The organism is Pseudomonas sp. LAMO17WK12:I1, assembly GCF_900177315.1.
Taxonomy (GTDB): Bacteria; Pseudomonadota; Gammaproteobacteria; order Pseudomonadales; family Pseudomonadaceae; genus Aquipseudomonas; species Aquipseudomonas marginalis.
Window position 1 is genome coordinate 1 of the sequence record NZ_FWZV01000020.1, and the last position, 21172, is coordinate 21172.

Here is a 21172-nt window from a genome sequence, read left to right on the forward strand (position 1 = left end):
CCCAACTACACCCAGGAATGGGGCCAGGGCTTTATCGCCAACTTCGAGTCGGGTTTCACCCAGGGCACGGTGGGCTTCGGCATCGACGCCATCGGCATGTTCGGTGTGCGCCTGGACTCCGGCAAGGGCCGTCACTACAACCCGCAAAGCACCGCGTTCAACGGCAACGTATTCCCCACCGATCACGATGGTCGCGCGGTGGACGAGTTCGGCAGCCTGGGCCTGACCGCCAAGGCGCGCTTTGCCCGGACCGAGCTGAAATACGGAACCCTGGTGCCCATGCTGCCGGTGGTGATGTCCACCGACCGCATGCTGCAACAGACCTTCAACGGCGGACAGGTGCAGTCCAAGGACCTGGACCATTTCACCTTCACCCTCGGCCAGCTGGAACACGTGAAAGGCCGTGGTTCGAGCAACCAGATGGGCATGTCGATCCCGGGCGCCAACAACGCGGTCAGCGGTGAGTTCGTCAACAAGTTCTACTACGGCGGCGTCGACTACAAACCCACCAAAGACCTGACCTTGCAGTACTACTATGGCAACCTGCAGGACTTCTACAAGCAGAACTTCCTGGGCCTCAAGTACGACTGGCAGATCGGCCCGGGCACCCTGCGCACCGACCTGCGCCACTTCGACAACCGCTCCGACGGTGCCAACGGCAACGACCCGGCGTTCTACACCTTCGGCTACTACGGCGACGGCGTGACCAAGGGCAAGGTCGACAGCCGCCTGAGCAGCGCCCTGTTCACCTACCTGGTCAACGGCCACACGATTGCCGCCGGCCTGCAACAGGTCAGCGGCGACAGCGATGCGGTGTGGCTGAACCAGGGTGACGGTTCCACGGCCTACTTCATGACCGAGTCGATGATCGGCAAATTCCAGCGCGCCGGGGAAACCACCTGGCAGGTGCGTTACGGCTATGACTTCGCCACGGTCGGCGTGCCAGGCCTGAGCTTTATGGGCATGTACGAAAGCGGCTCGAACATCCGCACCCCCACGGGTGACAAGAGCGAGTGGGAACGCAACCTGACCGTGAGCTACGTGATCCAGCAAGGGCCACTGAAAAACTTAAGCATCGCCTTGCGTCATGCGTCGTTGCGCACCGAAGTGACGACTCAGCGTGACAGCGATGAGCATCGGGTCATCGTGAGTTACCCGCTGAACATCCTGTAAGGCACTGAGACCCGACGTAATGTCGGGTTTCAGCAATTCTGTGTTGTTCTATCCTCCAGCAAACGCTCACGTGGATTCGAACGTCGTTACCACTCCATAGCTAAGTGCTTCAAAACCGCCTGGTACGATTGGAGTCCCCCAGATCCTTGAAATCCGGATTCGACCTGCCTCCGCCTCAGCTTCCCTGTGTACCCAACAAGAAAACGATTCCACATATCTCGTTTTTCTTACTGATCTTCCCCGATTTTCACTTGATTCTGGTGCCATATGACTATGGTTCAGCATCATGCAGACTACCACTCATTGCTACCTATTCCTGATCCCGCTGGTGCTGGTACATAGCAGTGGCTATGCCGCTTCTGCTCATGAGCAGGAACAGCTCAGCCTAATCCAACAACAACTCGACACTATCGAACGCCTTGCGACGCGAGCTAAGACAGTCAGTACGGCTGAACCAAACGAACGTTATCGCTTCGACTATCCCCGACTGAATCAGGACATGCAACGCGTCCGTCAAGGTGTGGAGGATTACTTGTCTCCGTCCCGCGCCCAGCCTCGTGATTCCAGTGAAATACCCGGTGATTACCGCCTCGACACTCCGTCAGCGGAGCCGTCGCCATGAGCATGACTGACGCTCAAACCGCTGCGTTCCAAAACGCCTCCGGTTTCTCACCGCAAAGCAGTTCGACGCTGTGGCTGTCCCTGGTTCTCGTTCTGGCTTTGCTGTGGTGCGCCTGGGTGATGTGGACAGCTTACCGGGGTTGGGCCACCGGCAACGTGCGCTTTGGAGTCTTCGGCGGCAGCGCCGCGCGCGTCTTGCTCGCCCTGCTCGTACTGATGTTCTTCACCCTGTCCTAACACCGGAGATCACCGTCATGCTCAAATGCCTTATCCCCTTGAAAAACAACCTGCGTGATCGTGCCAGCCAGCGCTTGATCGGTTTACTCCTGGTGCTCGGTCCAAGCCTAGCGTTTGCCGAGCTCCCGACCATGGAAGCCCCTTCGCGTGGTGAAGGTTCCGGGTTGATCGAGACGATCAAAAACTACGCCTACGACGGCGGCATCTTGCTCGGTCTGCTAATCGCCCTGCTCGCTTTCTTGGGTGTGGCCTGGCACTCGCTGACGGTGTATGCCGATGTGCAGAACCAGCGCAGGACCTGGAAAGACCTCGGCGCGGTGGTCGGCATCGGCGCCCTGCTGGTGGTGATCATCATCTGGTTCCTGACCAAGGCCGCCGCGATTCTGTGAGGTCGACATGAACGACACTATCGAACGCCTTGCCGACGGCACCTTGGTCTTTCTGCCCGAGCGACTCAATCGTGATCCCGCCGTATTGCGCGGTTTGACCAACGATGAGATGTGGGTAGCGCTCGGCACTGGCGCCGTCATTGGCCTGCTGCTGGGCGTTCCTCTGGCGATCGCCACCGCCTCCATTGCAATGGCGCCGACCAGCATGATCGCAAGCATGGCGTTGGTGTTGTTCGCCGGTGGCACGCTACTGCGCCGAGCCAAACGGGCTCGCCCCGACACCTGGTTGTACCGCAAGCTCGAATGGGTACTGGCTAGCCGCTGGCGCCTGGGTCGAGGGACTTTGATCCTTCACTCCAGCGCCTGGACGGTTCGCCGTTCGCGTCGACTGCGCCTTGCCCTGTCCCGGTGGCAGCCATGAGTCGTTTTCGCAACAAGGTCGACGCCCAACAGGCCCATATCTTCAGCTTGCGTCTGGCGGTAATGATCCTTGCCCTAGTCTGTGCCGGGCTCTGGTACGGCTGGCGCTCGGCACCGACCGATCTGACCGTGCATGTACCCCCGGATCTGCGCTCGGGCAGCACTCGCAAGTGGTGGGATATCCCCTCAGAGAATGTGTATGCCTTTGCCCTGTACATCTTTGGTCAGCTCAACCGCTGGCCCTCGGATGGCGAGCAGGATTATCGCCGCGCTATCTATGGTTTGCAGTCCTACCTGACACCTTCCTGCAAGGCTTTCCTCGACGGCGACTACGAGTATCGCAAGGCCGCTGGTGAACTGCGCCAGCGGGTGCGCGGCGTCTATGAGATCTTGGGCCGAGGCTACAGCGAAGATCCGGAACTCAGGGTCAAGCAACTCGATCGCGACAGCTGGCTGGTCAAGCTCGACCTCAACGCCGATGAGTATTACGCCGCCGAACCGGTGAAACGAGTGGTGGTGCGTTATCCATTACGCGTGGTGCGGTTTGATCTGGACCCCGAACGCAATAAGTGGGGGCTGGCACTGGATTGTTATCAGGGCACGCCGCAAAAAATCTCCCTGCCAGGAAGTGACCCATGAAGCGGATTTCAACCCTGGGACTCACCGTCGCACTGACGCTGCGGGGAGTCGCGGCACAGGCCGTCGAGCTGATGCACTGGGAACGCCTACCCCTCGCGGTCCCACTGGTGATCAATCAGGAGCGGGTGGTCTTTGTCGATGAGGATGTTCGAGTCGGCGTGCCCTCAACCCTGACGGGCAAGCTGCGCGTGCAATCCACCGGTGGCACACTGTACCTGCGCGCGTCGGAAGCCATTGCCCCGACCCGCCTGCAACTGCAATCGGTCACGACGGGCGAGATCATCCTGCTGGATATCGCGGCCACGCCTGGCGATCAACCGCTGGAGCCCGTGCGTATTCTCAAGAATGCCCAGGCGCAGGCTACCGAGGTTGAATCGAGCGCCGCCCCTGTTGCACAACGTACACCGATCCCGGTCGCTTTGACGCGCTACGCCGCGCAAAGCCTGTACGCGCCTCTGCGCACCGTGGAGTCCCTGCCCGGTGTACGCCGCGTCCCGCTCAAGCTGCGCACCGAATTGCCGACCCTGCTGCCGACCGAAAACGTGTCCAGCACACCCATCGCCGCCTGGCGACTCGGTGATTACTGGGTGACGGCGGTGAAGTTACGCAATCGTGGTTCAGAGACTCTGCAGCTCGACCCACGTCAGCTTCAGGCCAAGCTGTTCGCCGCGGCCTTCCAGCATGTGTTCCTCGGGCCTGTCGGCAGCGCTGAAGACACCACGATTGCCTACCTCGTCACCCACGGTGCTGGCCTCGAACACGCCATGCTGCTCCCGCCCGTAGCGCGAGGTGCTGACGATGAAGGCTAACGCCTTGCTCAAATGGCTGGTACCGGCTGCGCTGCTGGCCGTGGTGCTGATCATCCTGAAAACCTGGGTCGCGGGTGGCAGCAGCTCATCTCCAGAGAAACCGTTTGATCAGAGCAATCTTCAGTTATCCGCCGAGCAAGCCAAGTCGCTCGGCATTGCTGGCGACACCCCACGCGATACGGTCGCCACTCTTGTCGGCCAGGTGAAGGCCATGCGCAGCGACATGCTCGGTTTGAAGAAACACAACGATTCGCTGCAGACGGAGAACAACCGCCTGCGCGAGCGGGAAAACAGTGTCGATTCGCGTATCCGGACAGCGCTTGGCAGTGTGACGCAGCAGGTCGACGAAGGTCGCCGCCAGGCCAACGAGGCCCGACTCAAAGCAGAACAAGACAGTCGTCAGGCTCGTGGTCTGTTGACGCAATTGCAGGAACAGTTGTCGGGGCTGTCTGGCAAAGGCAAGGATATTCCGATCGGATTAGGGCTTGAGTCGGGCGACGGGGCGCAGTTTGGAGGGCAGCATTCTGCCAATGATGCGCTGCAGTGGATTGAACCCTCGGATGCTCCGTCCACCGACGCCCGAAGCAACACCAAGACCTCCTCTGCACTGAGTCTCCCTACCGCCTTCAACTCACTGGAAGGCTTGAAAGATAATGCCATTGATCGTAGTCAAAAACAGCTACGTGCAGTCACCAAGGGGGAGCGTGACCTGACGCGATCCGTTGACCGCACTGAAGGAGCGAAGCCGGTCTACACCATTCCTGAAAACGCCACGCTGATGGGCTCGGTCGCCATGACCGCGCTGATCGGCCGAGTCCCGGTGGACGGCACAGTGAATGATCCCTACCCCTTCAAGGTGTTGGTCGGCCCCGAGAACCTGACCGCCAACGGCATCGAACTGCCGGACGTCGCGGGCGCCGTAATGAGCGGCACGGCGTCCGGCGACTGGACCCTGTCTTGTGTCCGCGGACAAGTCGAGTCGATCACCTTTGTGTTTACCGACGGCACCATCCGCACGGTGCCTCAGCCGAAGTCGGTAGCCAGCCGCAATGCCTCCACCACCCAGAGCTCAAACACCGACAAAATACGCGGTGGACTCGGTTACCTGTCCGATCCATATGGCATTCCTTGCATTGCCGGCGAGCGCCGCTCGAACGCCCACCAGTATCTCGGCAGCCAGAGCTTGATCACTGCGGCGGGCGCGGGCGTCGCTGCCTTGCTCGGGAATGAGCAAAACAACAGCAGCGTGATCAGTTCGGGCGGCACTGCCTTCGGAGTCACCAGCAGCAGTGGCAATAGCGCACTGAATTCAATTCTCAGTGGCGGGGTCAGCGACATCCGTGAGTGGATCAACAAACTCTATGGCGAAGCCTTTGCTGCCGTATACGTGCCACCGGCCGCCCAAGTCGCGCTGCACCTCGACCATGAAATCACCATCGACTACGAGCCCAAGGGCCGGAGTGTTCGCCATGAAGAAGATCATGCCTCCCTACCTAATCTGGATTAGCGTGTTCTGCTGGGGCATGGCAGGGTGTTCCACCGACAAAGAAACGCTTCTGCCCCATGGCGAGCAAACCATGCTGGACATCTGGAACGGCGCCGGTTCGCAAGGCACTCAGCAGCAACTGTTAGATGCTCGGCAGCAGCTACGCCGCCCGCTCGCTCAGGCGGATTTCTCCGTGTCTCTCCAGGAACCGTATACGCGCACCGCAGCGAACGAGATCCACAATTTGTTCCCTCGCCTGCCCAATCCCGATCTGGTGCTGTACGTGTATCCGCATCTGAGTGGTACCGAGCAGGCACCGGTCCCGGGTTACTCGACCGTCTTTCCGTTCTACCAACGTGTGCAGTACGCATTGCTGGGTGAACGTCAGGAAGACTTGTAATGCGTAACGGCGATTCGGGTAACCGCACTGGCGCGTGGAAAGCCTGGCGCAACCCATTACGTCCTCGCGCCACGTTGGCCGATGACGCCGCACTTTATGCACACAACCCCAGCTTCACCGATCACCTGCCGTGGGTCGAGTACCTCGACACCGAGCAGTGTTTCCTTCTCGATGACAATCGCTCGGTGGGTGCGGTGTTCGAGTTGCTGCCCATCGGCACTGAAGGGCGCGAACCGGATTGGTTGATGGCGGCCCGAGATGCTCTTGAGGATGCCCTGCAGGATAGCTTTGACGAGCTGGATCAAGCGCCTTGGGTGGCGCAGTTTTTCTGCCAGGATGACAACGACTTCACCCCCTACCTGACCCAGCTCAACGATTATATTCAGGACAGCGCACGAGGCACGGTCTTCACCGAGGCATATTTAGAGCTCAGCCGTCGTCATCTGAAGGCCATCGCCAAACCCGGGGGGCTGTTCGAGGATAAGGTGGTGACGCGCCTTCCCTGGCGTGGCAATAACCGACGGGTGCGCCTGGTGGTCTATCGCTGGCTTGGGTCTGACTCTGGAGAGACGGGGCTCACCCCGGTGCAATGCCTGCAACAGGCTTGCGAACGTATCGCGGCTTCGCTGCAGGCGTGCGGGGTGCAATCAACGCGAGTCGATGGCCGCGGTTTGTATGCCTGGTTGTTGCCCTGGTTCAATCCGGCGCCCAGACTGACTGATGAAGCACCCGAGGAGTTCTACCGCCGCGTAGCCTATCCGGAGTCGGGTGACGATGGGTCGCTGGATCTGCCCTTCGATCATGACTTCGCCGAGCGGCTGTTCTTCTATGAGCCGCGTTCGGATGTGCAGCACGGACTGTGGTTTTTTGACGATCAACCCCACCGGGTCATGGTGGTAGACAAGCTGCGCCGAGCGCCCTTGATTGGTCAACTCACCGGAGAAACCCGCAAAGGTGACGCGCTGAATGCACTGCTCGACCAGTTACCCGAAGGTACAGTGATGAGTCTAACGTTGGTGGTCAAACCGCAGGATGTACTTGAGGATCAATTGAACCGACTGGCGCGCAAAGCCATCGGAGAAAACCTGGCCTCCACCCAGACTCGTCAGGATGTCGAAGAGGCTCGCGCGATCATAGGCCGCCAGCACAAGCTTTACCGAGGAACATTGGCGTTCTACATACGCGGTCACGATGAACAGCAATTGCACCAGCGCTCGGTCAGCCTGGCCAACGCGCTGCTGGGGGCGGGGCTGCAACCCGTACGCGAAGGCGATGAAGTCGCCGCCTGCAACAGCTACCTGCGTTGGTTGCCGATGGTTTACAACCCGGCTCGCGACACGCGCAATTGGTACACCCGCCTGATGTTCGCCCAGCACCTGGCGAACCTGGTTCCGGTGTGGGGCCGTAGCACGGGCACCGGCCACCCGGGCATAACCCTGTTCAACCGCGGCGGTTCGCCACTGAGCTTCGACCCTCTGTCACGCCTGGACCGGGCCATGAACGGCCATCTGCTGTTGTTCGGCCCTACCGGCGCCGGTAAGTCGGCCACGCTGGTCACCCTACTAATGCAGGTCATGGCGGTGTACCGCCCTCGCCTGTTTATCGTCGAGGCCGGCAACTCATTCGGCTTGCAGGGCGACTACTTCGCAACACAGGGCCTGTCGGTCAACAAGGTCCAATTAAAACCTGGCGCCTCGGTCAGTCTCGCCCCGTTCGCCGATGCTTGGCGCCTGGTCGAGCAACCGGATCAGGTGGCGAGTCTTTCGATCGATGAGTGGGACGATGAGCTGATAACCAGTCGCGAAGACCAGCGCGATGTTCTCGGAGAACTGGAAATCACCGCCCGGCTGATGATCACCGGCGGCGAAACCAAGGAAGAGGCGCGCCTGAGTCGAGCCGATCGCAGTCTAATCCGCGAGAGCATTCTCGATGCGGCACAGACCTGCGTCACCGCGGGGTGTCAGGTGCTGACCCGCGACGTGCGCGACGCCTTGCTGTGCGTCGCCGCCGACCCGCACTTGCCAGAAAAGCGTCGTGAGCGAGCCCAGGAAATGGGCCAGTCCATCGACCTGTTTTGCCAGGGGTTCGAGGGGGAACTGTTCGACCGCGAAGGCACGCCTTGGCCCGAGAGCGATGTGACCATCGTCGATCTTGCCACTTACGCTCGCGAAGGCTACGAGGCACAGATGTCCATCAGCTACATCAGCTTGATGAACACCGTGAACAACCTCGCCGAACGCGATCAGTACCTGGGCCGACCGATTATCATGGTCACCGACGAGGGCCATATCATCACCAGAAACCCGCTGCTGGCACCCTTCGTGGTCAAGGGGACGAAGATGTGGCGCAAGCTCGGCGCCTGGTTCTGGCTGGCGACGCAAAATCTCGCCGACTTCCCCACTGCCGCGCAGACCATGCTCAACATGATCGAATGGTGGATTTGTTTGAATATGCCGCCGGCGGAGATTGAGGAGATAGCACGATTCAAGAAGCTCACGCCGGCACAGAAAGCATTATTGCTCTCCGCCAGTAAGGAGCCAGGTAAATACACGGAAGGAGTGGTGTTGTCGAAGAAACTTGAAACATTGTTTCGAGCAGTGCCGCCCAGTCTTTACTTAGCCCTAGCCATGACGGAGCCTGAGGAAAAAGCCGAGCGCTGGACACTAATGCAGAGCACCGGCTGCTCGGAACTGGAGGCGGCTTATCAGGTAGCTGAACGGATCGATAGGATGCGAGGAATTAAGTGAAACAGAGCTGATCCTAGGTTTCGATCAACCCGGTAGCAAATCCTTGAACACCTTCTCCACGTAGGCCTGCATGAACCAGTCAGGGATCTCATCAGCTCTGAACTCAAGGTCAGTTCCGTCCGTCACCTCAGCGAGCAGCACCAGATCAGCACCCGAGTTATCAAAGATATAAGCCCGGTTCGAGGCCGCGATGGCCGCAGGCAATAGGTTCAGACAGCGACCGTAGCGCTGTACAATTTTTTCCGTGGGAACTGGATGTCCGCCCGATGCAACACGGTTCTTGACCCGGTTGATATTGATATCAGGGTCTTCAGTGGCCACAAAATAGAGGTAGGTGCGATACCCCAACGCTCTTGCCTTGAGCATAAAAGCGATTTTGTCCTCGCTGGACATCACCGTTTCGAAGGTGAAAGACAGCTGGGCCTCGAGGAGCTTATGCCGGATGAAATCAGAAAGCACGGATGCAAAATAGGAGTTCATCGAGACGGCCTGGAAATTCAGGCCGTTATTGCTGAAGCCTATTTTGGCTGCCTCTTCACCAAGCTGGGTCGACCGAATCAGTCGGTGCGCCTTGATAAAACCGAGAACCTCATCGCCTTCGGCTTCCAGCTGAAAATCGCTGAATTCCAGGCGTCCCCCCTCTTTGGCGGTCTTTTCGATTTCATCTGGATTGATGTAGATACCGATCAAGTGGGAAGGGACGGCACTTTTCATTGTGCTTTTACCGGAACCATTAGGACCGGCAAACACCCTCAGCCGAGGGACCGTCATGAGCAGCGATGCACCTTGATAATGCCGCCCAAAGTCACTTTATGCTTTGGTTTGGCTACTCGAATAACCTTGTGCTTACCATCAGCAGTCGTCTCAACGAGCATACCGTCCATGACTTCCATCACGCTACGTCCGGCCGCCAGGGCATTGATATAGGCCGTATTGATCGCGCCTTCAGCCATGGATGGGATTTTACCCTCCAGTCGACTCACCAGATCATCACTCAACACTTGGTCGGCTTTCATATCGCGCTCCACGTTCTCAGAGCGTGCAGAATCTGCACTTATCAGAATCCTAGCTAATCTGTTTGTCGCAGACCAACGCTACGTCTGTCAGATATCCATTCTAGAGGAATGGAGGCTGAAACCATACCTTCCAACAAATTTTCCTGCCGCAAGCCATGTCATCAGGACTGGAGCCGCGCGGTTACGCTGACGCGCCCCGAAGCCGCTGTTGAATTCTCAGCAAAAAACCGGCTTCGAACGCATCTTGGCTGTCTCCTGCAGGACAGGTTTTACGTGCCTGCGCCAGCTCCCACCACAGCGGTATCTCACTAGGTGTATCGAGCCATGTCTGGGCGCATTGCACGCCGTATTCGATTACGGAAGCAAACTCGCTACCCCACGGTGTTAGAAGGCTTGGACAACCATCCGCTGCTGGAATTGAAACGTAGTTTTCGTCCATACACACCTTAGATTCTGTTTATTTTTGACGTTGCGTCTGGTCTGCGCATCATAGAAACGAAGCTGATACTGGCGCCTAAGCTCTAAAAAACCCAAATCAGAGCCAATGTAGACTATATCCCGTGGATTGAGAGTCCCTCAAGGCGCAGTTTGCGCGCATGACTCAAGACTACGAACAGCTTCGTCTGCAACTGGCGGAAAATATCCGCTCAATGCGACGCCTGAAGAACCTTACCCAAGAGCAATTGGCGCTCATGGCCGAGGTGGATCGTACCTACGTCAGTCAAATCGAACGATGCACGGGCAATCCGTCGCTACTGGTCCTGTGCAAACTCGCCAACATTTTCGAAATTACCGCAGATCAGTTACTTGTGGAGCCCGATAACTTGCGTAGCTCCCTTCCCGTCAAATAATAGTCTCACTTCTCACAATCCCGATAGATTCGCCTTCATAATTTCCGCTGACAGTCTTCAGACCCTAACCGAACCTGCCCAGGCCATACACATAGAGCCTGGATCATGCCTGTTGCCCGCTCGTCAATCTCCTCACCCACGAAGCTACGGCCGTTAGCGCTGAGCGCCCTGCTGGCATGCGGCCCAAGCGTGGCACTGGATACCGCCAGCATTACCGCCTCCGTGCTTTCTCCAGACTGCCTCGAATACAGGGTCGTCGGCATTTGTTTCTGGATGCTCTGCACGCCCCTCGGCTGCACGGTTAAAACCTCAACCAAGGTTCGACATTTCATTCCTGAACTGGTGGTCTCGAGCTACGCCACCACCGGCAATAACCCCTGGACCGAGATGGCTCCCCTCTCCTCTCCCATCAGTGGTGCGGAAGGTGGTGGTAACCTGATCACGCCGAACACACAGCGCGATAACCTGCCTCGTTTCAAAAACGTTGATGGCATCGGTCACCCGGGTGGATGGGCCGCCACGCAACTGGCCTCGCAATCCGGTTACGCATGCGTCAGCGGCGCCACAGCATTCTTGCCCTACTACCTGAGCACTCTGGACTCACTAGCCTGGCGCCATGGCATTCCGGAAAGCCTTTACCCAGAATCGCTCGTGCCGGGGATCCGTGAAATCGGTCGTCAGCTTGCGGGAAACATGTGGGGAAACGTCTATCCGCGGCAAGGATTTCTGGTACAACCTGACGACTTCAAAGCCGCTGCGGTGATGGCGCAGCGAGCGGGCGACTTCATTACCCGCAACTGGCAACCGCACGTGTATTTACCGCTCACACCCGCACCGCGCGATGGTTATTGGCCGCCTGGCCCAATCGTTGAAAACGACGCTTCGACCCACAAATGGCAATTGCTCTCCCCCTTGGTTCAGCCAACATGCGCCATCTTCCCTAGCGATTCGGTACAGAACGCGGATGGCGGCTATGCCTGGTCGTTGTGGCGTCCTTATAGCTGCTGCAAGCGCGAGGGGCAGACGTTTCTGTTCAGCATCGACTTCGAAGGCGGTGCGTCATGAGTTGGTTTTTCGCGCAACTACGGTTTAGCGTGATGAGTCTGTTGCTCTGTGGACTGCTCGCCATTGCGCCCCATGCCCCCGCCGCCGAGGACAATTACCGGCTGGGCACGCAGGGCGAAGTGCTCGACGACCGGGTGATGTACACCATCGGTGGCGGTTCGGCAGTGGGCTCACCGAGCTCGCTTTACCGACCCAGCGGTCTCGGGGTCGGCGGGTCCTGGCGAGCCAACATGATGTGCGGAAACATGAGCCTCACCAATACCCTGCAGAACCAGTTGAACGGCGCCACCGAAGGTTTCCAGCAGATCATGGGCAGCGTTGTACAAAACGCGACCCAAGCGGTGATGTCGCTGCCAGCGTTGATCATCCAGCGCGCCAATCCCGGCCTTTATGAGTTGCTCAGTAACGGGGTGTTGCAGGGGCGTATCGACTTCGACCGTTCCAAGCTGACCTGCCAGGCCATGGCCGAAAAGATGGCAGACAAGGTTGGTCAAGCCGGTTGGGGCGCGCTGGCCAAGAACCAGGAGATGCAGGGCAATCTGGAGCAAACCGGCGGTGATGCGGTGGCTGCTGTAAAAAACACCGAGGCGCGTAACGGCAGCAATGGAGTGTCCTGGGTCGGCGGTTCGAAGGCCGGAGGTAATGGGCAGACGCCCATTCGGGTGACCGCCGACGTGGTGCGCGCGGGCTACAACTTGCTGCATAACCGGTCGGTGGATGACAGCACCTCAATCAGTAGCAGTGATTGCCTGGGCGGCGCTATTTGCCAGGCATGGACCTCACCCCAAGAGGAATCTGAATGGGCTGTTCGAGTGTTGGGCGAGACCGAAGTCGCAACCTGCGACACCTGCGAGACTCTGCGGGCTACCGCTGGCAGCGGACTGACGCCGCTGATCCAGGAGGCCTACAGTGAACACCTCAAGACCCTGCAAGGATTGCTGTCCGGTTTTCTGCCGCCTACCCCTGACAATCTGAGCAAAGCCTCCAGCCCGATGCTGCCGGTGACCCGTGGTGTGATCGAAGCCCTGCGCGACGATCCTGATCAGGGTGTGTTGGCTCAGCGCCTGGCCAGTGAGACGGCCTTATCCAGTATGCTCGACAAAGCACTGCTGCTACTACGCACGCTGCTGGCGGGCAGTCACGAACCGAACATCGCTTCCGCCGAGCCGGCCCAAACCGCCCTGACGAAAAACATTGACGCCCTGGAGCGCGAAATACGCCTGCTACAAACCGAGCTGCAGGTCCGGCAGATGCTCGCCACCAACACCGCCAGCCTGGTGCTTGATCGGCATGCCGGTGGTGCTGGTGCTTCGCGTACCGTCGAGCAAGGCGACCCCGAGCCCGGTCGACTCCATGATGCTGACGCCAGGCGCAAGTGAGCCATGAAACGCTTACCGCTATTCTCTTTACTTTCAGGTCTGGGGATTGCCGCGGTGATGATTCTGACCGCCGCACTGGTCGCCTGGATCGGCCGCACTGCACTGGGTAGTTTCGAGGCTTGGCAGCAGGCACTCGAATCCTTACGGCCTCATCTGCGATGGTGGCGTGCCCTGCTCTACGGCGCCCTTTCTGCGCTCTGGTGGGATTTGCTTCGGCGCTACCGACATCGTCCACAGGATCGACTGCGCGTGAAACGCATTGGGACACTAGGGCTCGTTCTCTTTGCCTGCATCGAACTCACCCGACTGTGAGGCCGCCACCATGCTCATGAGCACCAACAGCTACCTGGAGTTTTACCTATCCCTGCTGGCCTGGATCATCAACAACGGCCTCTGGAGTGTCCTGTCCGACACTGGGCTGTTCGCTGCGCCCTTTGGTGCGATCATCTTGCAAGAATGGTTGTCGGCCCGTCAGCAAGGCGCGGATGAAGGTAACAAGGGCCTGCTCTCGGTGCCGCGGATCGAGAACCGTTTATGGCTGGCCTACGTCGTCGTGTTGTTCGGCTGCGCGCCGGTCTTTCCGCTGAGCCTCTCTTCAATGACATTTGATGATGCGACGAGCCAGCGCTGCGGTGTGAGTGTCGCCGAGCCCGCAGAAACCGCCTGGGGGTCGACCTTCAATACTATTGGCGAACGTTCCGCCAACGTGCCGATCTGGTGGTTTCTGGTGCATGCCTTGAGCAAAGGCGTGACCGCCGCGGCCACCGCTTCCATCCCCTGTGCACCGGATATCCGGCAGATGCGCATGGAGATCGACAGTTCGCGCATCGACAGTCAAGTGCTACTGCAGGAAGTCGCCGACTTCACCCGAGACTGCTATGGCTATTCCCGCTCTCGGCTGTTCACCAACCGTCCGCAGTTGGACGAGGCACAAAGTCATGATGCGTCCTGGATCGGCTCAAGCTATTTTCTCGATACGCCCGGCTACTACGATACGGATCGTTCACGCACGCCGCGCGTCAACTGGCCCTATGATGAAAGCCGCGATGTCTCCTTGCCTCGGTTAGAGAATGGCGCGGGCTACCCCACCTGCAAGCAGTGGTGGAGTGATAGTAGTGTCGGATTGCGCGAACGCTTGATCCAGCAGGTCGACCCTTCGCTGCTGACTCAGCTGAAAGGTTGGTTGGCTGGCCGTTCGATCAACGAGATCGAGGATGCCACGCTCCGCGAACTGGTCAGCCCGCACCAACAATCGATGTCCATGTCGCCAGGACAGGTATACCAGGACTATGGCTCAAGCGCTCGCGGAGGGTCGATCAATCAGGGGCTCAATAACCTGGCGACCAATACTGGGCTAGCCCTAGGCTCCTTCAGCAACTTCCCGGCGATGAATGCGCTACGCGCCGCCCTGCCCATGGTGCAGGCTTTCCTGATCATGGGCGTCATCATCAGCTTGCCGCTGATCCTGCTGGTCAGTACCTACCAGCTAAAGACTGTCATGACGGTGACGTTCGCACTGTTCACGTTGCACATGCTGACCTTCTGGTGGGAGTTGGCCCGCTGGGTCGACTCCAGCATGCTCGATACCTTGTACAACCAGGTTTCGGCGTCCAATCAGGTGCTGTTGTCGCTGCCCACATCCGGTTTTATGGATGGAACGGTCACGGCGCAGGTGATCGAGTACGTGATGGGGGCAATGTTCGTCGTGCTTCCGATGTTGTTTTTGGCTGCAATGAGCTGGGCAGGATATAGCGTTGGCTCAATTGCCGACGGCATGCTTAGCAAAGGAGCAGCTCAAGCGCAGGACGCTGGTGCAAGGGGCGCTGGAGCTCTGATGTCTGCTGGAAAGGCCTTAAGGAAGGGGTGAAGAACTCGACTACAGGTCTTTTAAATCAGGCTGACCGGGTGCGCGGCCATACTCATACTCACCATATGGGTCGCCATATGCCTGGTACCGGAGAGCATTCTTAGGTTTGATAGGCGTTCCATTGGCGATGGCCCAACACAAGACAATAAGGATCATCACCGACACTGTGAACCATAAGCTAACTAGAAGGAGTCCGGCGGCTATTGCCAACTTGATAACTAGAAAACTCCCGCGAACAAGTACTTTACCTGCGGGCATTCCTGCCGTCTCCGCACCCTCAACCACGCGGGATTCAAACGCTTTCAACTTACGGTAACCACGCTTCACCGGACAGACCACAGGCGTACGCCCAGCGGTGGGCACGTGAACTCTGAAAAGGTTCCTGAGTCGGCATGGTCTCGCCCTCTTCTGAGCGTTTTCATGGTTGAGGCAAGAGTATTAGCCTACTACTGAAAGCGGTCCATATCTGACCGTTTATCAGTTGCTCAGACGGCGCCGCGAGCGTTGATATGGGCTGCGCGTTGAAAACAGCCCCCATATCCTAGTCCGCCAAGAATAGGACCCGTAAACGGCTAGTAACCTTTCGGTATGCGATAGGTCTTGCCCTTTTTTGTACGGTCTTCGAAAAATTTCGGATACTCCGATTCGTCCGTGCGTATGCAATCGCGCATCTGACCATTCCCAACATTGCACTTCGACCACTCAACCCGACTAGCCAATTCCTCCAGCCTGGCAACTTCAACTCGACGCGTTTTTATCTCGTCTAACGACGGCACCCACAGATAGAGAGACACTACTACCAATGTAAAGATCGTAGCCTGCGCCGACAGGGAGTAGAGCCAACGCCTGCTATTCAATTTCTTTGCTGCCATGTTGTACAGTTCAGCCGCCCGCTGGGCGGCAGCATCTGCCTCTGTGAATCTCTTGCTCAACAGCTCAGCGGCTTGATTCGCAGTTGACTGTGCAGAACTCTCGATGCTCTGCTTGACGTCCGCCTCCAGTCGAACCAGTTTCTTTTCGACACTGTCCTGCAGCTCACGCAACGCATCAGTAGCCCGTCGAGACTTGCTCTCATCGATCTCTACAGCTTCGAGAACTTTGCGAGCCGCGCCAAAGAGGGCCTGAAAATTTCGGTCGTGCGCTTGCTCTTGATTTGTTCCGGTCATCAATATCTCCCTAAAGTTGGACCTTTTAAATCGGGCATCTCGTGATCTGGTTGCTTCATCTCTCTCTGAAGGGAAAGATATCGCTCCTGGCTGTACTCGATCCATTGTTTGTGGGACAGGTTCAAATCCATCAAATCCTGTAAGGCGGCGAAATGCAGACCTCCACCGCTGCCGGCCACCAGCACCAATCCGCCTGTTCCGGTCTCCTCTGGCCCTTGAGCAAGCCGCACCAGATCGATGTAGTCGCGCTCAGCCCTTGTGATCTCAGCCGATCTGCGTTGTAGAATGCAAGCAGCCAGCTCCTCGATAAAATTTTGGAACCTCTCGCTTGTCTTAGGCCGTTGCCTGGCGCCTTCGCCAAACGCATCGAGATAGGGCTCAATGCGTGCCGACAATGCAGCACTAGGAAGAGGCGCCGTTTCGATGTACCAATGCACCCGCCGCGAAGTACCTGGCAGGTCAGGCAATTCGTCCAATTTTTCGGAAAAAATTCGAGATAGAAACTGGTGACGACCAGCCTCTTTTTTTGACTTGTTAGCCTCAGTCTTAAACTCGATCAAACGTACTGTGCCAGGGAATGCCATCAGCAAATCCCCCAATCGTTTATCGTCTGGCGTTTGTTGAAGCAAGTTCACCATACTTGGTAACTGACCGGATCTCAGCTGTGAACCAAGAGCGAACCCCAGCCCGTAGAGAAAATTTCCGATAACCACATTTTCATACAACTTCATAGAACATCATCACCCTAGTATCACGCCCTTTAGAAGCTTGCCGGTAGCGCTCCAAGCCTAACCGTTTGTCAGTCAATCCGGTCGAAAAAACAAGGCTGGCTTTCACTAGCCTCCGTTCGTCTAACGCGTTGGTTTATCTCGTTGCTATTCGCGAACAGCTCGGCTAAACCCGAGGTACGGATCGCTGTTATCGACAGCATTCCCCAGGTAGCCAGAACCTTCAAGGCTACGTCACTTCGGTGATGGTTCCCCCCAAGTGCGATTAGCGTTCGGTGGTTCGCACGGTGACCGTTGCTACGGTGATGAACGCCTACTGCTCTCCTGAGCGCCTTTCGAGCGATGCTCGTGAGGTAGGCCCTCTTGATTTTCTTCAACCCACTGCGGGGAAATCTTTCCCCGCACAGGACAGGTTTCTTCGCGTTTTCAACGGAGACATACCATGCCCGACTCACTTACACCGGAAACACTGAACACCCTCCGGTTGCCCATCGTGTTCACCCCTGGCGCGTGGCAACACGCAGTACTGCTCGAGCGATCCGATCACGCTGAGAAGCTGCAGGTCGATCGGTTGAGCCACGTATTGCGCAGAGCCTTCGAAGCCCACCTGGCCTTTCCGCACAAGCCTTACGTGCTGTTCGAGGTAATCCACATTAAACCAACCGATCACCTAGACCATGACCCGTTGCTGCAATTGAGTCTGAGCCTACTCCAAGAACCGGGGCAGCCTGCCGCTTTGCTGATAGCGCTTGCAGGAGAACACCAGCGCTAAGCGCAATTGGCGGTGTTCAACGCCACATTCAGACGTGCATGCAAGACCTGCATCAATCCAACCCATCACCCAACCGGGGAACCCTCCCCCGACGGGCAAGGCGTTCCTCCGTTTTTCTCTCGAGGAAATTGCCATGCGCGATATCTACCAAGACGTGACAGACAAGATCGTTACCGCGTTAGACCAAGGCGTTGTTCCCTGGATCAAACCCTGGTCCTCAAGTGGCTCAGTTGACATCGGTCATCAGCCCTACCCCATCAACGCCATCACGCGACGTCCGTATTCGGGCATCAATTTACCGCTGCTCTGGGCCGAGGCCAGATTGCAGAGGTTCACTCAAGATCGTTGGCTGACTTTCAATCAAGCCAAAAAAGCTGGCGGGCACATTCGTAAGGGGGAGCACAGCACTCTGGCGGTGCTCTACAGGCCGATGGAGCGCGAGGAACAGACCGAGTCAGGCCAACCCGTACTCGATGAAAACGGTCACCCCAAGGTCGCTCACTTCGGCATTCTCAGGACACATTTTCTGTTCAACATCGAGCAAACGGAGGGGCTCGAAATGCTCACTGACAGCCTGCTCGAGACGGAACCGAGTGATCCGTTCCAGCCCAACAGCGCCGCGGAAAATCTGCTGTTAAGTTCAGGTGCACGCATCGTTCATCGGCCTGGCGACGAAGCCTTTTACCACCCGATCAGGGATCTCATCCAACTGCCGACAAAAGCACAATTTCACGATGAAAGCGGGTACTACGCCACGGCACTTCATGAGCTGACGCACTGGACCGGGCATCACGCTCGGTTGCAGCGCGAAGGGGTGACGTCAGCCTGTCCGTTCGGCTCGCCAGGCTACGCGTTTGAGGAGTTGATCGCCGAGATGGGCGCTGCTTTTTTATGTGCGTACGCCGGTATACATGGGGAGCTGCGGCACGAGGGCTACATCGACTCCTGGCTCGGCCTGCTCAAGGCTGACAAACGCGCGATCTTTCGCGCCAGTGGTCACGCCCGAAGCGCCTCTGAATATGTACTCAACCTGGAGCAGCAGCTGAAGCGAGCGGTCTTGGACGACTCACTCTGCATGAACGTTGGAGCTTGATCGTTACCTCTCCGCTGCAAACGATTCACAGGGTCCAACACGAGTTGGACCCTTTTTTCTGCGCTCAGAAAATCCCCTTTCCGGAGACTTTGACGCAAAGAATCAGAGAGCGGCATACCCGCAGCCTGTCATTCCTCATCCAGGTTTTGCGCAAGAAAATCCACCAGCTCGAGCGGACTTCGACTGTCGATCACCTTGTAGATCAGATCGCGTTTACTGCGCGGTAACTTCTTGACCACGCTCTTCGCCGAAGTCCTGACGGCTTCGTCTGTTCCATGGATACGTGCCGCGAGCAGCAGTATGAGCGTGGCGTCAGTGAGGTTCATAGCAAGACCCGATAAAATTCGCACCGCAGTGTACCGACACTTTCCTTTTTCGTACCAGCACGCGCATCCAACAAAACGGCACTAGGACAAATCGATATTCCGATTGCCGCACAAAGGGACACGAGCCAAAAGGACGGGTAAGGGTTGGAAGGGAATGGGCACTCAAGGGTAAGAGCGCTATCCGAAAAGGCTAAAAGGCCACTGACCCAGCCACTTCCCGGAGGTCACGATGCTCAGTCTGTTTCGCCACAAAAGGCTGAAGCCCCCTCCGCCACCGACCGTCAACGTCGCCGAAGGTTACCTGTCCATCGAGTCAGCCCATACCCTCTTAGCAGTGGAGCACCGCCGTCAGTTGCTCGATCGCATCTGGCAATACACCGCCCTCTCCCACGTCCAATTCACCCAGCTCTATTTAAATCCGATCCATCGCTACGCCGAGCTGGTCCAGCAGCTTCCAGCCAGCGAGACGCACCACCATGCTTATCTTGGCGGCATGCTCGATCATGGGTTGGAGCTGGTCGCCTGTAGTTTGAAGCTGCGTCAGTCGTATCTGCTTCCCACCGGCGCGGCGCCCGAAGACCAAGCCGCCCAGACCGACGCCTGGTCCGCTGGCATCGCCTACGGTGCCCTGCTGCATGACATCGGCAAGATCGCCGTGGACCTGTTGGTCGAATGCCAGGATGGCCGTGTTTGGCATCCTTGGCAGGGATCGCTGGATCAGCCCTACCGTTTCCGCTACCTCAAGGGGCGCGACTACCACCTGCACGGCGCGGCCGCAGGCTTGCTCTACACGCAGATTCTCGACCGCCCGATCCTCGATTGGCTCAGTGGATTTCCGCCACTGTGGGCCAGTCTGCTATATGTCCTGGCGGGCCAGTACGAACGTGCCGGCGTGCTCGGCGAATTAGTGATGCAGGCAGACCGTGTTTCGACCGCACAGAACATCGGTGGGAACCCGAGCAAGGCGCTGCAAGCGCCGACTCATTCGCTGCAACATCACTTGATCAGCGGACTGCGTCATCTGGCTCAGCACGAGCTGAAACTCAACCAACCGGGTGCCGTGGGATGGCTGACCCAGGACGCCCTCTGGCTGGTCAGCAAGACGGTCACGGACAAGCTGCGAGCCTATCTGCTGTCGCAAGCGATAGAGGGGATTCCGTCGTCCAACCTTGCGGTGTTCGATGAGCTACAGTCGCATGGGCTGGTCGAGTCTACCCCCGACGGCAAAGCCATCTGGACCGCGCTTGTGACACAGGGGAACTGGCAGCAGAGTTTCACCTTTCTGCGCCTTCAACCAGCACTGATTTGGGGGAACGAAGACCGGCCTGAGGCTTTCAGCGGAACGGTGAGCATTGCGACCCATGACCACTCAACTGACACCCCGGTACCAACACCAACGCCCGAGACAGCCAGTACAAGATCAGGTCAAAGTCAACCGCAGCCGGATACCTTGACAGTAGAGGATGCCGATTACCTCGGCACGCTGCTGGACATGTTCGAATTGGAAGAGCCCGAGGCCAAAGACGCACTGTCAGAAAGTGCTGTCGAAATTCCAACGCTTCAATCGGATAACCCCGGCCAGGCATTCCTGGATTGGGTCAGGGAAGGCATCCAGAGTCACAAACTGATCATCAACGACAGCAAGGCCAAAATCCACACGGTGGGTGGCAGCGTATTTCTGGTCACGCCTGGTCTCTTCCAACGTTACGCGCAGGAGTTCCCCGGTATCTCTCAGGGCACCTGCCAAGAGATCGAAGAATGGCGTTGGGTGCAGAAGCAGTTTGAGAAACTGAAAATTCACAAAAAACGTGACGATGGCTTGAACATATGGGTCTGTCAGATCGAGGGTCCTCGGAAGAAAGCAAATCTCAAAGGCTATTTGCTCGATACTCCAGCGTTGTTGTTCAACATTGTGCCTTCCGACAATCCCTTTCTTAAAATCGAAAAAAAATAATTTCAATGACATCCCATGTTGGGACATCAGATCG

The 21172-nt window shown here is 57.7% G+C and carries 24 protein-coding genes; 18 read left to right on the plus strand and 6 right to left on the minus strand.

From position 1 onward, the window contains the following. From B9N88_RS29205 to B9N88_RS29250, 10 genes are all read left to right on the plus strand, one after another. The coding region (locus tag B9N88_RS29205; protein WP_085205434.1) for an OprD family outer membrane porin at positions 1–1173 on the plus strand (1173 nt) is incomplete at its 5' end. 286 nt (positions 1174–1459) lie between these two features. Further along, positions 1460–1795 carry an integrative conjugative element protein, RAQPRD family gene (locus B9N88_RS29210; protein WP_081744384.1) on the plus strand — a complete coding sequence of 112 codons (336 nt, stop codon included), beginning with the start codon at positions 1460–1462 and terminating at the stop codon, positions 1793–1795. After that, complete coding sequence (locus tag B9N88_RS29215) at positions 1792–2031, plus strand: TIGR03758 family integrating conjugative element protein (protein WP_027604137.1); 240 nt, start codon at positions 1792–1794, stop codon at positions 2029–2031. The genes B9N88_RS29210 and B9N88_RS29215 overlap by 4 nt, the downstream gene beginning before the upstream one ends. A 17-nt stretch (positions 2032–2048) precedes the next feature. After that, positions 2049–2420 (plus strand): TIGR03745 family integrating conjugative element membrane protein, encoded by a 372-nt coding sequence (locus tag B9N88_RS29220; RefSeq protein ID WP_027604136.1) that lies wholly within the window; start codon positions 2049–2051, stop codon positions 2418–2420. Positions 2421–2427: 7 nt separating this feature from the next. Further along, positions 2428–2841 carry a TIGR03750 family conjugal transfer protein gene (locus B9N88_RS29225; protein WP_027604135.1) on the plus strand — a complete coding sequence of 138 codons (414 nt, stop codon included), beginning with the start codon at positions 2428–2430 and terminating at the stop codon, positions 2839–2841. Then, complete coding sequence (locus B9N88_RS29230; RefSeq protein WP_027604134.1) at positions 2838–3479, plus strand: PFL_4703 family integrating conjugative element protein; 642 nt, start codon at positions 2838–2840, stop codon at positions 3477–3479. The genes B9N88_RS29225 and B9N88_RS29230 overlap by 4 nt, the downstream gene beginning before the upstream one ends. Further along, positions 3476–4288: a TIGR03749 family integrating conjugative element protein gene (locus B9N88_RS29235; protein WP_027604133.1), complete on the plus strand. Its 813-nt coding sequence runs from the start codon at positions 3476–3478 to the stop codon at positions 4286–4288. Before B9N88_RS29230 ends, B9N88_RS29235 begins: the two co-directional genes overlap by 4 nt. Continuing rightward, on the plus strand, positions 4278–5795 hold the full coding sequence (locus B9N88_RS29240) for a TIGR03752 family integrating conjugative element protein (protein ID WP_027604132.1): 1518 nt from the start codon (positions 4278–4280) through the stop codon (positions 5793–5795). The genes B9N88_RS29235 and B9N88_RS29240 overlap by 11 nt, the downstream gene beginning before the upstream one ends. Beyond that, positions 5758–6174, plus strand: coding sequence for a TIGR03751 family conjugal transfer lipoprotein (locus tag B9N88_RS29245; RefSeq protein ID WP_027604131.1), 417 nt, complete (start codon positions 5758–5760; stop codon positions 6172–6174). The genes B9N88_RS29240 and B9N88_RS29245 overlap by 38 nt, the downstream gene beginning before the upstream one ends. Further along, positions 6174–8921 (plus strand): conjugative transfer ATPase, encoded by a 2748-nt coding sequence (locus B9N88_RS29250; RefSeq protein WP_027604130.1) that lies wholly within the window; start codon positions 6174–6176, stop codon positions 8919–8921. Before B9N88_RS29245 ends, B9N88_RS29250 begins: the two co-directional genes overlap by 1 nt. 24 nt (positions 8922–8945) lie before the next feature. Here B9N88_RS29250 and B9N88_RS29255 read toward each other — a convergent pair whose 3' ends face one another. The 3 genes from B9N88_RS29255 to B9N88_RS29265 form a co-directional block, all read right to left on the minus strand. Beyond that, positions 8946–9692 (minus strand): zeta toxin family protein, encoded by a 747-nt coding sequence (locus B9N88_RS29255; RefSeq protein ID WP_027604129.1) that lies wholly within the window; start codon positions 9690–9692, stop codon positions 8946–8948. Next, positions 9689–9937: a hypothetical protein gene (locus B9N88_RS29260; RefSeq protein ID WP_027604128.1), complete on the minus strand. Its 249-nt coding sequence runs from the start codon at positions 9935–9937 to the stop codon at positions 9689–9691. Before B9N88_RS29260 ends, B9N88_RS29255 begins: the two co-directional genes overlap by 4 nt. A gap of 181 nt (positions 9938–10118) precedes the next feature. Further along, positions 10119–10376 (minus strand): LasR-specific antiactivator QslA, encoded by a 258-nt coding sequence (locus B9N88_RS29265; RefSeq protein WP_081744383.1) that lies wholly within the window; start codon positions 10374–10376, stop codon positions 10119–10121. 157 nt (positions 10377–10533) lie between these two features. On the opposite strand from B9N88_RS29265, the gene B9N88_RS29270 reads away from it, so the two are divergent. The 5 genes from B9N88_RS29270 (at position 10534) to B9N88_RS29290 (ending at position 15099) form a co-directional block, all read left to right on the plus strand. After that, a complete protein-coding gene (locus B9N88_RS29270) occupies positions 10534–10788 on the plus strand; it encodes a helix-turn-helix domain-containing protein (RefSeq protein WP_027604127.1) in 255 nt (84 codons plus the stop codon). Between the two features lie 105 nt (positions 10789–10893). Then, the gene (locus B9N88_RS29275) at positions 10894–11853 is read left to right on the plus strand and encodes a TIGR03756 family integrating conjugative element protein (protein WP_027604126.1); all 960 of its coding nucleotides are present in this window, start codon (positions 10894–10896) and stop codon (positions 11851–11853) included. A 32-nt stretch (positions 11854–11885) separates the two neighbouring features. Next, the gene (locus tag B9N88_RS29280) at positions 11886–13232 is read left to right on the plus strand and encodes an integrating conjugative element protein (RefSeq protein WP_143491278.1); all 1347 of its coding nucleotides are present in this window, start codon (positions 11886–11888) and stop codon (positions 13230–13232) included. A gap of 3 nt (positions 13233–13235) precedes the next feature. Beyond that, positions 13236–13544, plus strand: coding sequence for a hypothetical protein (locus B9N88_RS29285; RefSeq protein WP_081744382.1), 309 nt, complete (start codon positions 13236–13238; stop codon positions 13542–13544). A 10-nt stretch (positions 13545–13554) separates the two neighbouring features. Next, the gene (locus B9N88_RS29290; RefSeq protein ID WP_027604124.1) at positions 13555–15099 is read left to right on the plus strand and encodes a conjugal transfer protein TraG N-terminal domain-containing protein; all 1545 of its coding nucleotides are present in this window, start codon (positions 13555–13557) and stop codon (positions 15097–15099) included. A 572-nt stretch (positions 15100–15671) separates the two neighbouring features. Here B9N88_RS29290 and B9N88_RS29300 read toward each other — a convergent pair. Together B9N88_RS29300 and B9N88_RS29305 are read right to left on the minus strand one after the other, a co-directional pair. Then, entirely contained in the window at positions 15672–16265 is a 594-nt protein-coding gene (locus B9N88_RS29300) for a hypothetical protein (protein ID WP_051429310.1), read from the minus strand. Continuing rightward, positions 16265–16996, minus strand: coding sequence for a hypothetical protein (locus B9N88_RS29305; protein ID WP_027604123.1), 732 nt, complete (start codon positions 16994–16996; stop codon positions 16265–16267). Before B9N88_RS29305 ends, B9N88_RS29300 begins: the two co-directional genes overlap by 1 nt. Before the next feature lie 439 nt (positions 16997–17435). Here B9N88_RS29305 and B9N88_RS29310 point away from each other — a divergent pair, with 439 nt between their 5' ends. After that, on the plus strand, positions 17436–17765 hold the full coding sequence (locus tag B9N88_RS29310) for a hypothetical protein (RefSeq protein ID WP_027604122.1): 330 nt from the start codon (positions 17436–17438) through the stop codon (positions 17763–17765). Between the two features lie 133 nt (positions 17766–17898). Beyond that, positions 17899–18858 (plus strand): ArdC family protein, encoded by a 960-nt coding sequence (locus B9N88_RS29315; RefSeq protein WP_027604121.1) that lies wholly within the window; start codon positions 17899–17901, stop codon positions 18856–18858. 128 nt (positions 18859–18986) lie between these two features. Here the strand turns inward: B9N88_RS29315 and B9N88_RS29320 are convergent, their stop codons facing one another. Then, complete coding sequence (locus B9N88_RS29320; RefSeq protein WP_027604120.1) at positions 18987–19184, minus strand: DUF7740 domain-containing protein; 198 nt, start codon at positions 19182–19184, stop codon at positions 18987–18989. 229 nt (positions 19185–19413) lie between these two features. Here B9N88_RS29320 and mobH point away from each other — a divergent pair, with 229 nt between their 5' ends. Next, positions 19414–21138: a MobH family relaxase gene (gene mobH / locus B9N88_RS29325; protein ID WP_027604119.1), complete on the plus strand. Its 1725-nt coding sequence runs from the start codon at positions 19414–19416 to the stop codon at positions 21136–21138. Positions 21139–21172 lie beyond the last annotated feature (34 nt).

Excerpts from the sequence above, each read along its gene's own strand:
- B9N88_RS29305 (WP_027604123.1), bottom strand. The coding sequence starts at position 16,996 with ATGAAGTTGTATGAAAATGTGGTTATCGGAAATTTTCTCTACGGGCTG.
- B9N88_RS29255 (WP_027604129.1), bottom strand. The coding sequence starts at position 9,692 with ATGACGGTCCCTCGGCTGAGGGTGTTTGCCGGTCCTAATGGTTCCGGT.
- B9N88_RS29265 (WP_081744383.1), bottom strand. The coding sequence starts at position 10,376 with ATGGACGAAAACTACGTTTCAATTCCAGCAGCGGATGGTTGTCCAAGC.
- B9N88_RS29245 (WP_027604131.1), top strand. The coding sequence starts at position 5,758 with ATGAAGAAGATCATGCCTCCCTACCTAATCTGGATTAGCGTGTTCTGC.
- B9N88_RS29220 (WP_027604136.1), top strand. The coding sequence starts at position 2,049 with ATGCTCAAATGCCTTATCCCCTTGAAAAACAACCTGCGTGATCGTGCC.
- B9N88_RS29290 (WP_027604124.1), top strand. The coding sequence starts at position 13,555 with ATGCTCATGAGCACCAACAGCTACCTGGAGTTTTACCTATCCCTGCTG.
- B9N88_RS29315 (WP_027604121.1), top strand. The coding sequence starts at position 17,899 with ATGCGCGATATCTACCAAGACGTGACAGACAAGATCGTTACCGCGTTA.
- B9N88_RS29280 (WP_143491278.1), top strand. The coding sequence starts at position 11,886 with ATGAGTCTGTTGCTCTGTGGACTGCTCGCCATTGCGCCCCATGCCCCC.
- B9N88_RS29215 (WP_027604137.1), top strand. The coding sequence starts at position 1,792 with ATGAGCATGACTGACGCTCAAACCGCTGCGTTCCAAAACGCCTCCGGT.
- B9N88_RS29320 (WP_027604120.1), bottom strand. The coding sequence starts at position 19,184 with ATGAACCTCACTGACGCCACGCTCATACTGCTGCTCGCGGCACGTATC.
- B9N88_RS29225 (WP_027604135.1), top strand. The coding sequence starts at position 2,428 with ATGAACGACACTATCGAACGCCTTGCCGACGGCACCTTGGTCTTTCTG.
- B9N88_RS29300 (WP_051429310.1), bottom strand. The coding sequence starts at position 16,265 with ATGACCGGAACAAATCAAGAGCAAGCGCACGACCGAAATTTTCAGGCC.
- B9N88_RS29260 (WP_027604128.1), bottom strand. The coding sequence starts at position 9,937 with ATGAAAGCCGACCAAGTGTTGAGTGATGATCTGGTGAGTCGACTGGAG.
- B9N88_RS29210 (WP_081744384.1), top strand. The coding sequence starts at position 1,460 with ATGCAGACTACCACTCATTGCTACCTATTCCTGATCCCGCTGGTGCTG.
- B9N88_RS29275 (WP_027604126.1), top strand. The coding sequence starts at position 10,894 with ATGCCTGTTGCCCGCTCGTCAATCTCCTCACCCACGAAGCTACGGCCG.
- B9N88_RS29285 (WP_081744382.1), top strand. The coding sequence starts at position 13,236 with ATGAAACGCTTACCGCTATTCTCTTTACTTTCAGGTCTGGGGATTGCC.
- B9N88_RS29250 (WP_027604130.1), top strand. The coding sequence starts at position 6,174 with ATGCGTAACGGCGATTCGGGTAACCGCACTGGCGCGTGGAAAGCCTGG.
- B9N88_RS29240 (WP_027604132.1), top strand. The coding sequence starts at position 4,278 with ATGAAGGCTAACGCCTTGCTCAAATGGCTGGTACCGGCTGCGCTGCTG.
- B9N88_RS29310 (WP_027604122.1), top strand. The coding sequence starts at position 17,436 with ATGCCCGACTCACTTACACCGGAAACACTGAACACCCTCCGGTTGCCC.
- B9N88_RS29235 (WP_027604133.1), top strand. The coding sequence starts at position 3,476 with ATGAAGCGGATTTCAACCCTGGGACTCACCGTCGCACTGACGCTGCGG.
- B9N88_RS29230 (WP_027604134.1), top strand. The coding sequence starts at position 2,838 with ATGAGTCGTTTTCGCAACAAGGTCGACGCCCAACAGGCCCATATCTTC.
- B9N88_RS29270 (WP_027604127.1), top strand. The coding sequence starts at position 10,534 with ATGACTCAAGACTACGAACAGCTTCGTCTGCAACTGGCGGAAAATATC.
- mobH (WP_027604119.1), top strand. The coding sequence starts at position 19,414 with ATGCTCAGTCTGTTTCGCCACAAAAGGCTGAAGCCCCCTCCGCCACCG.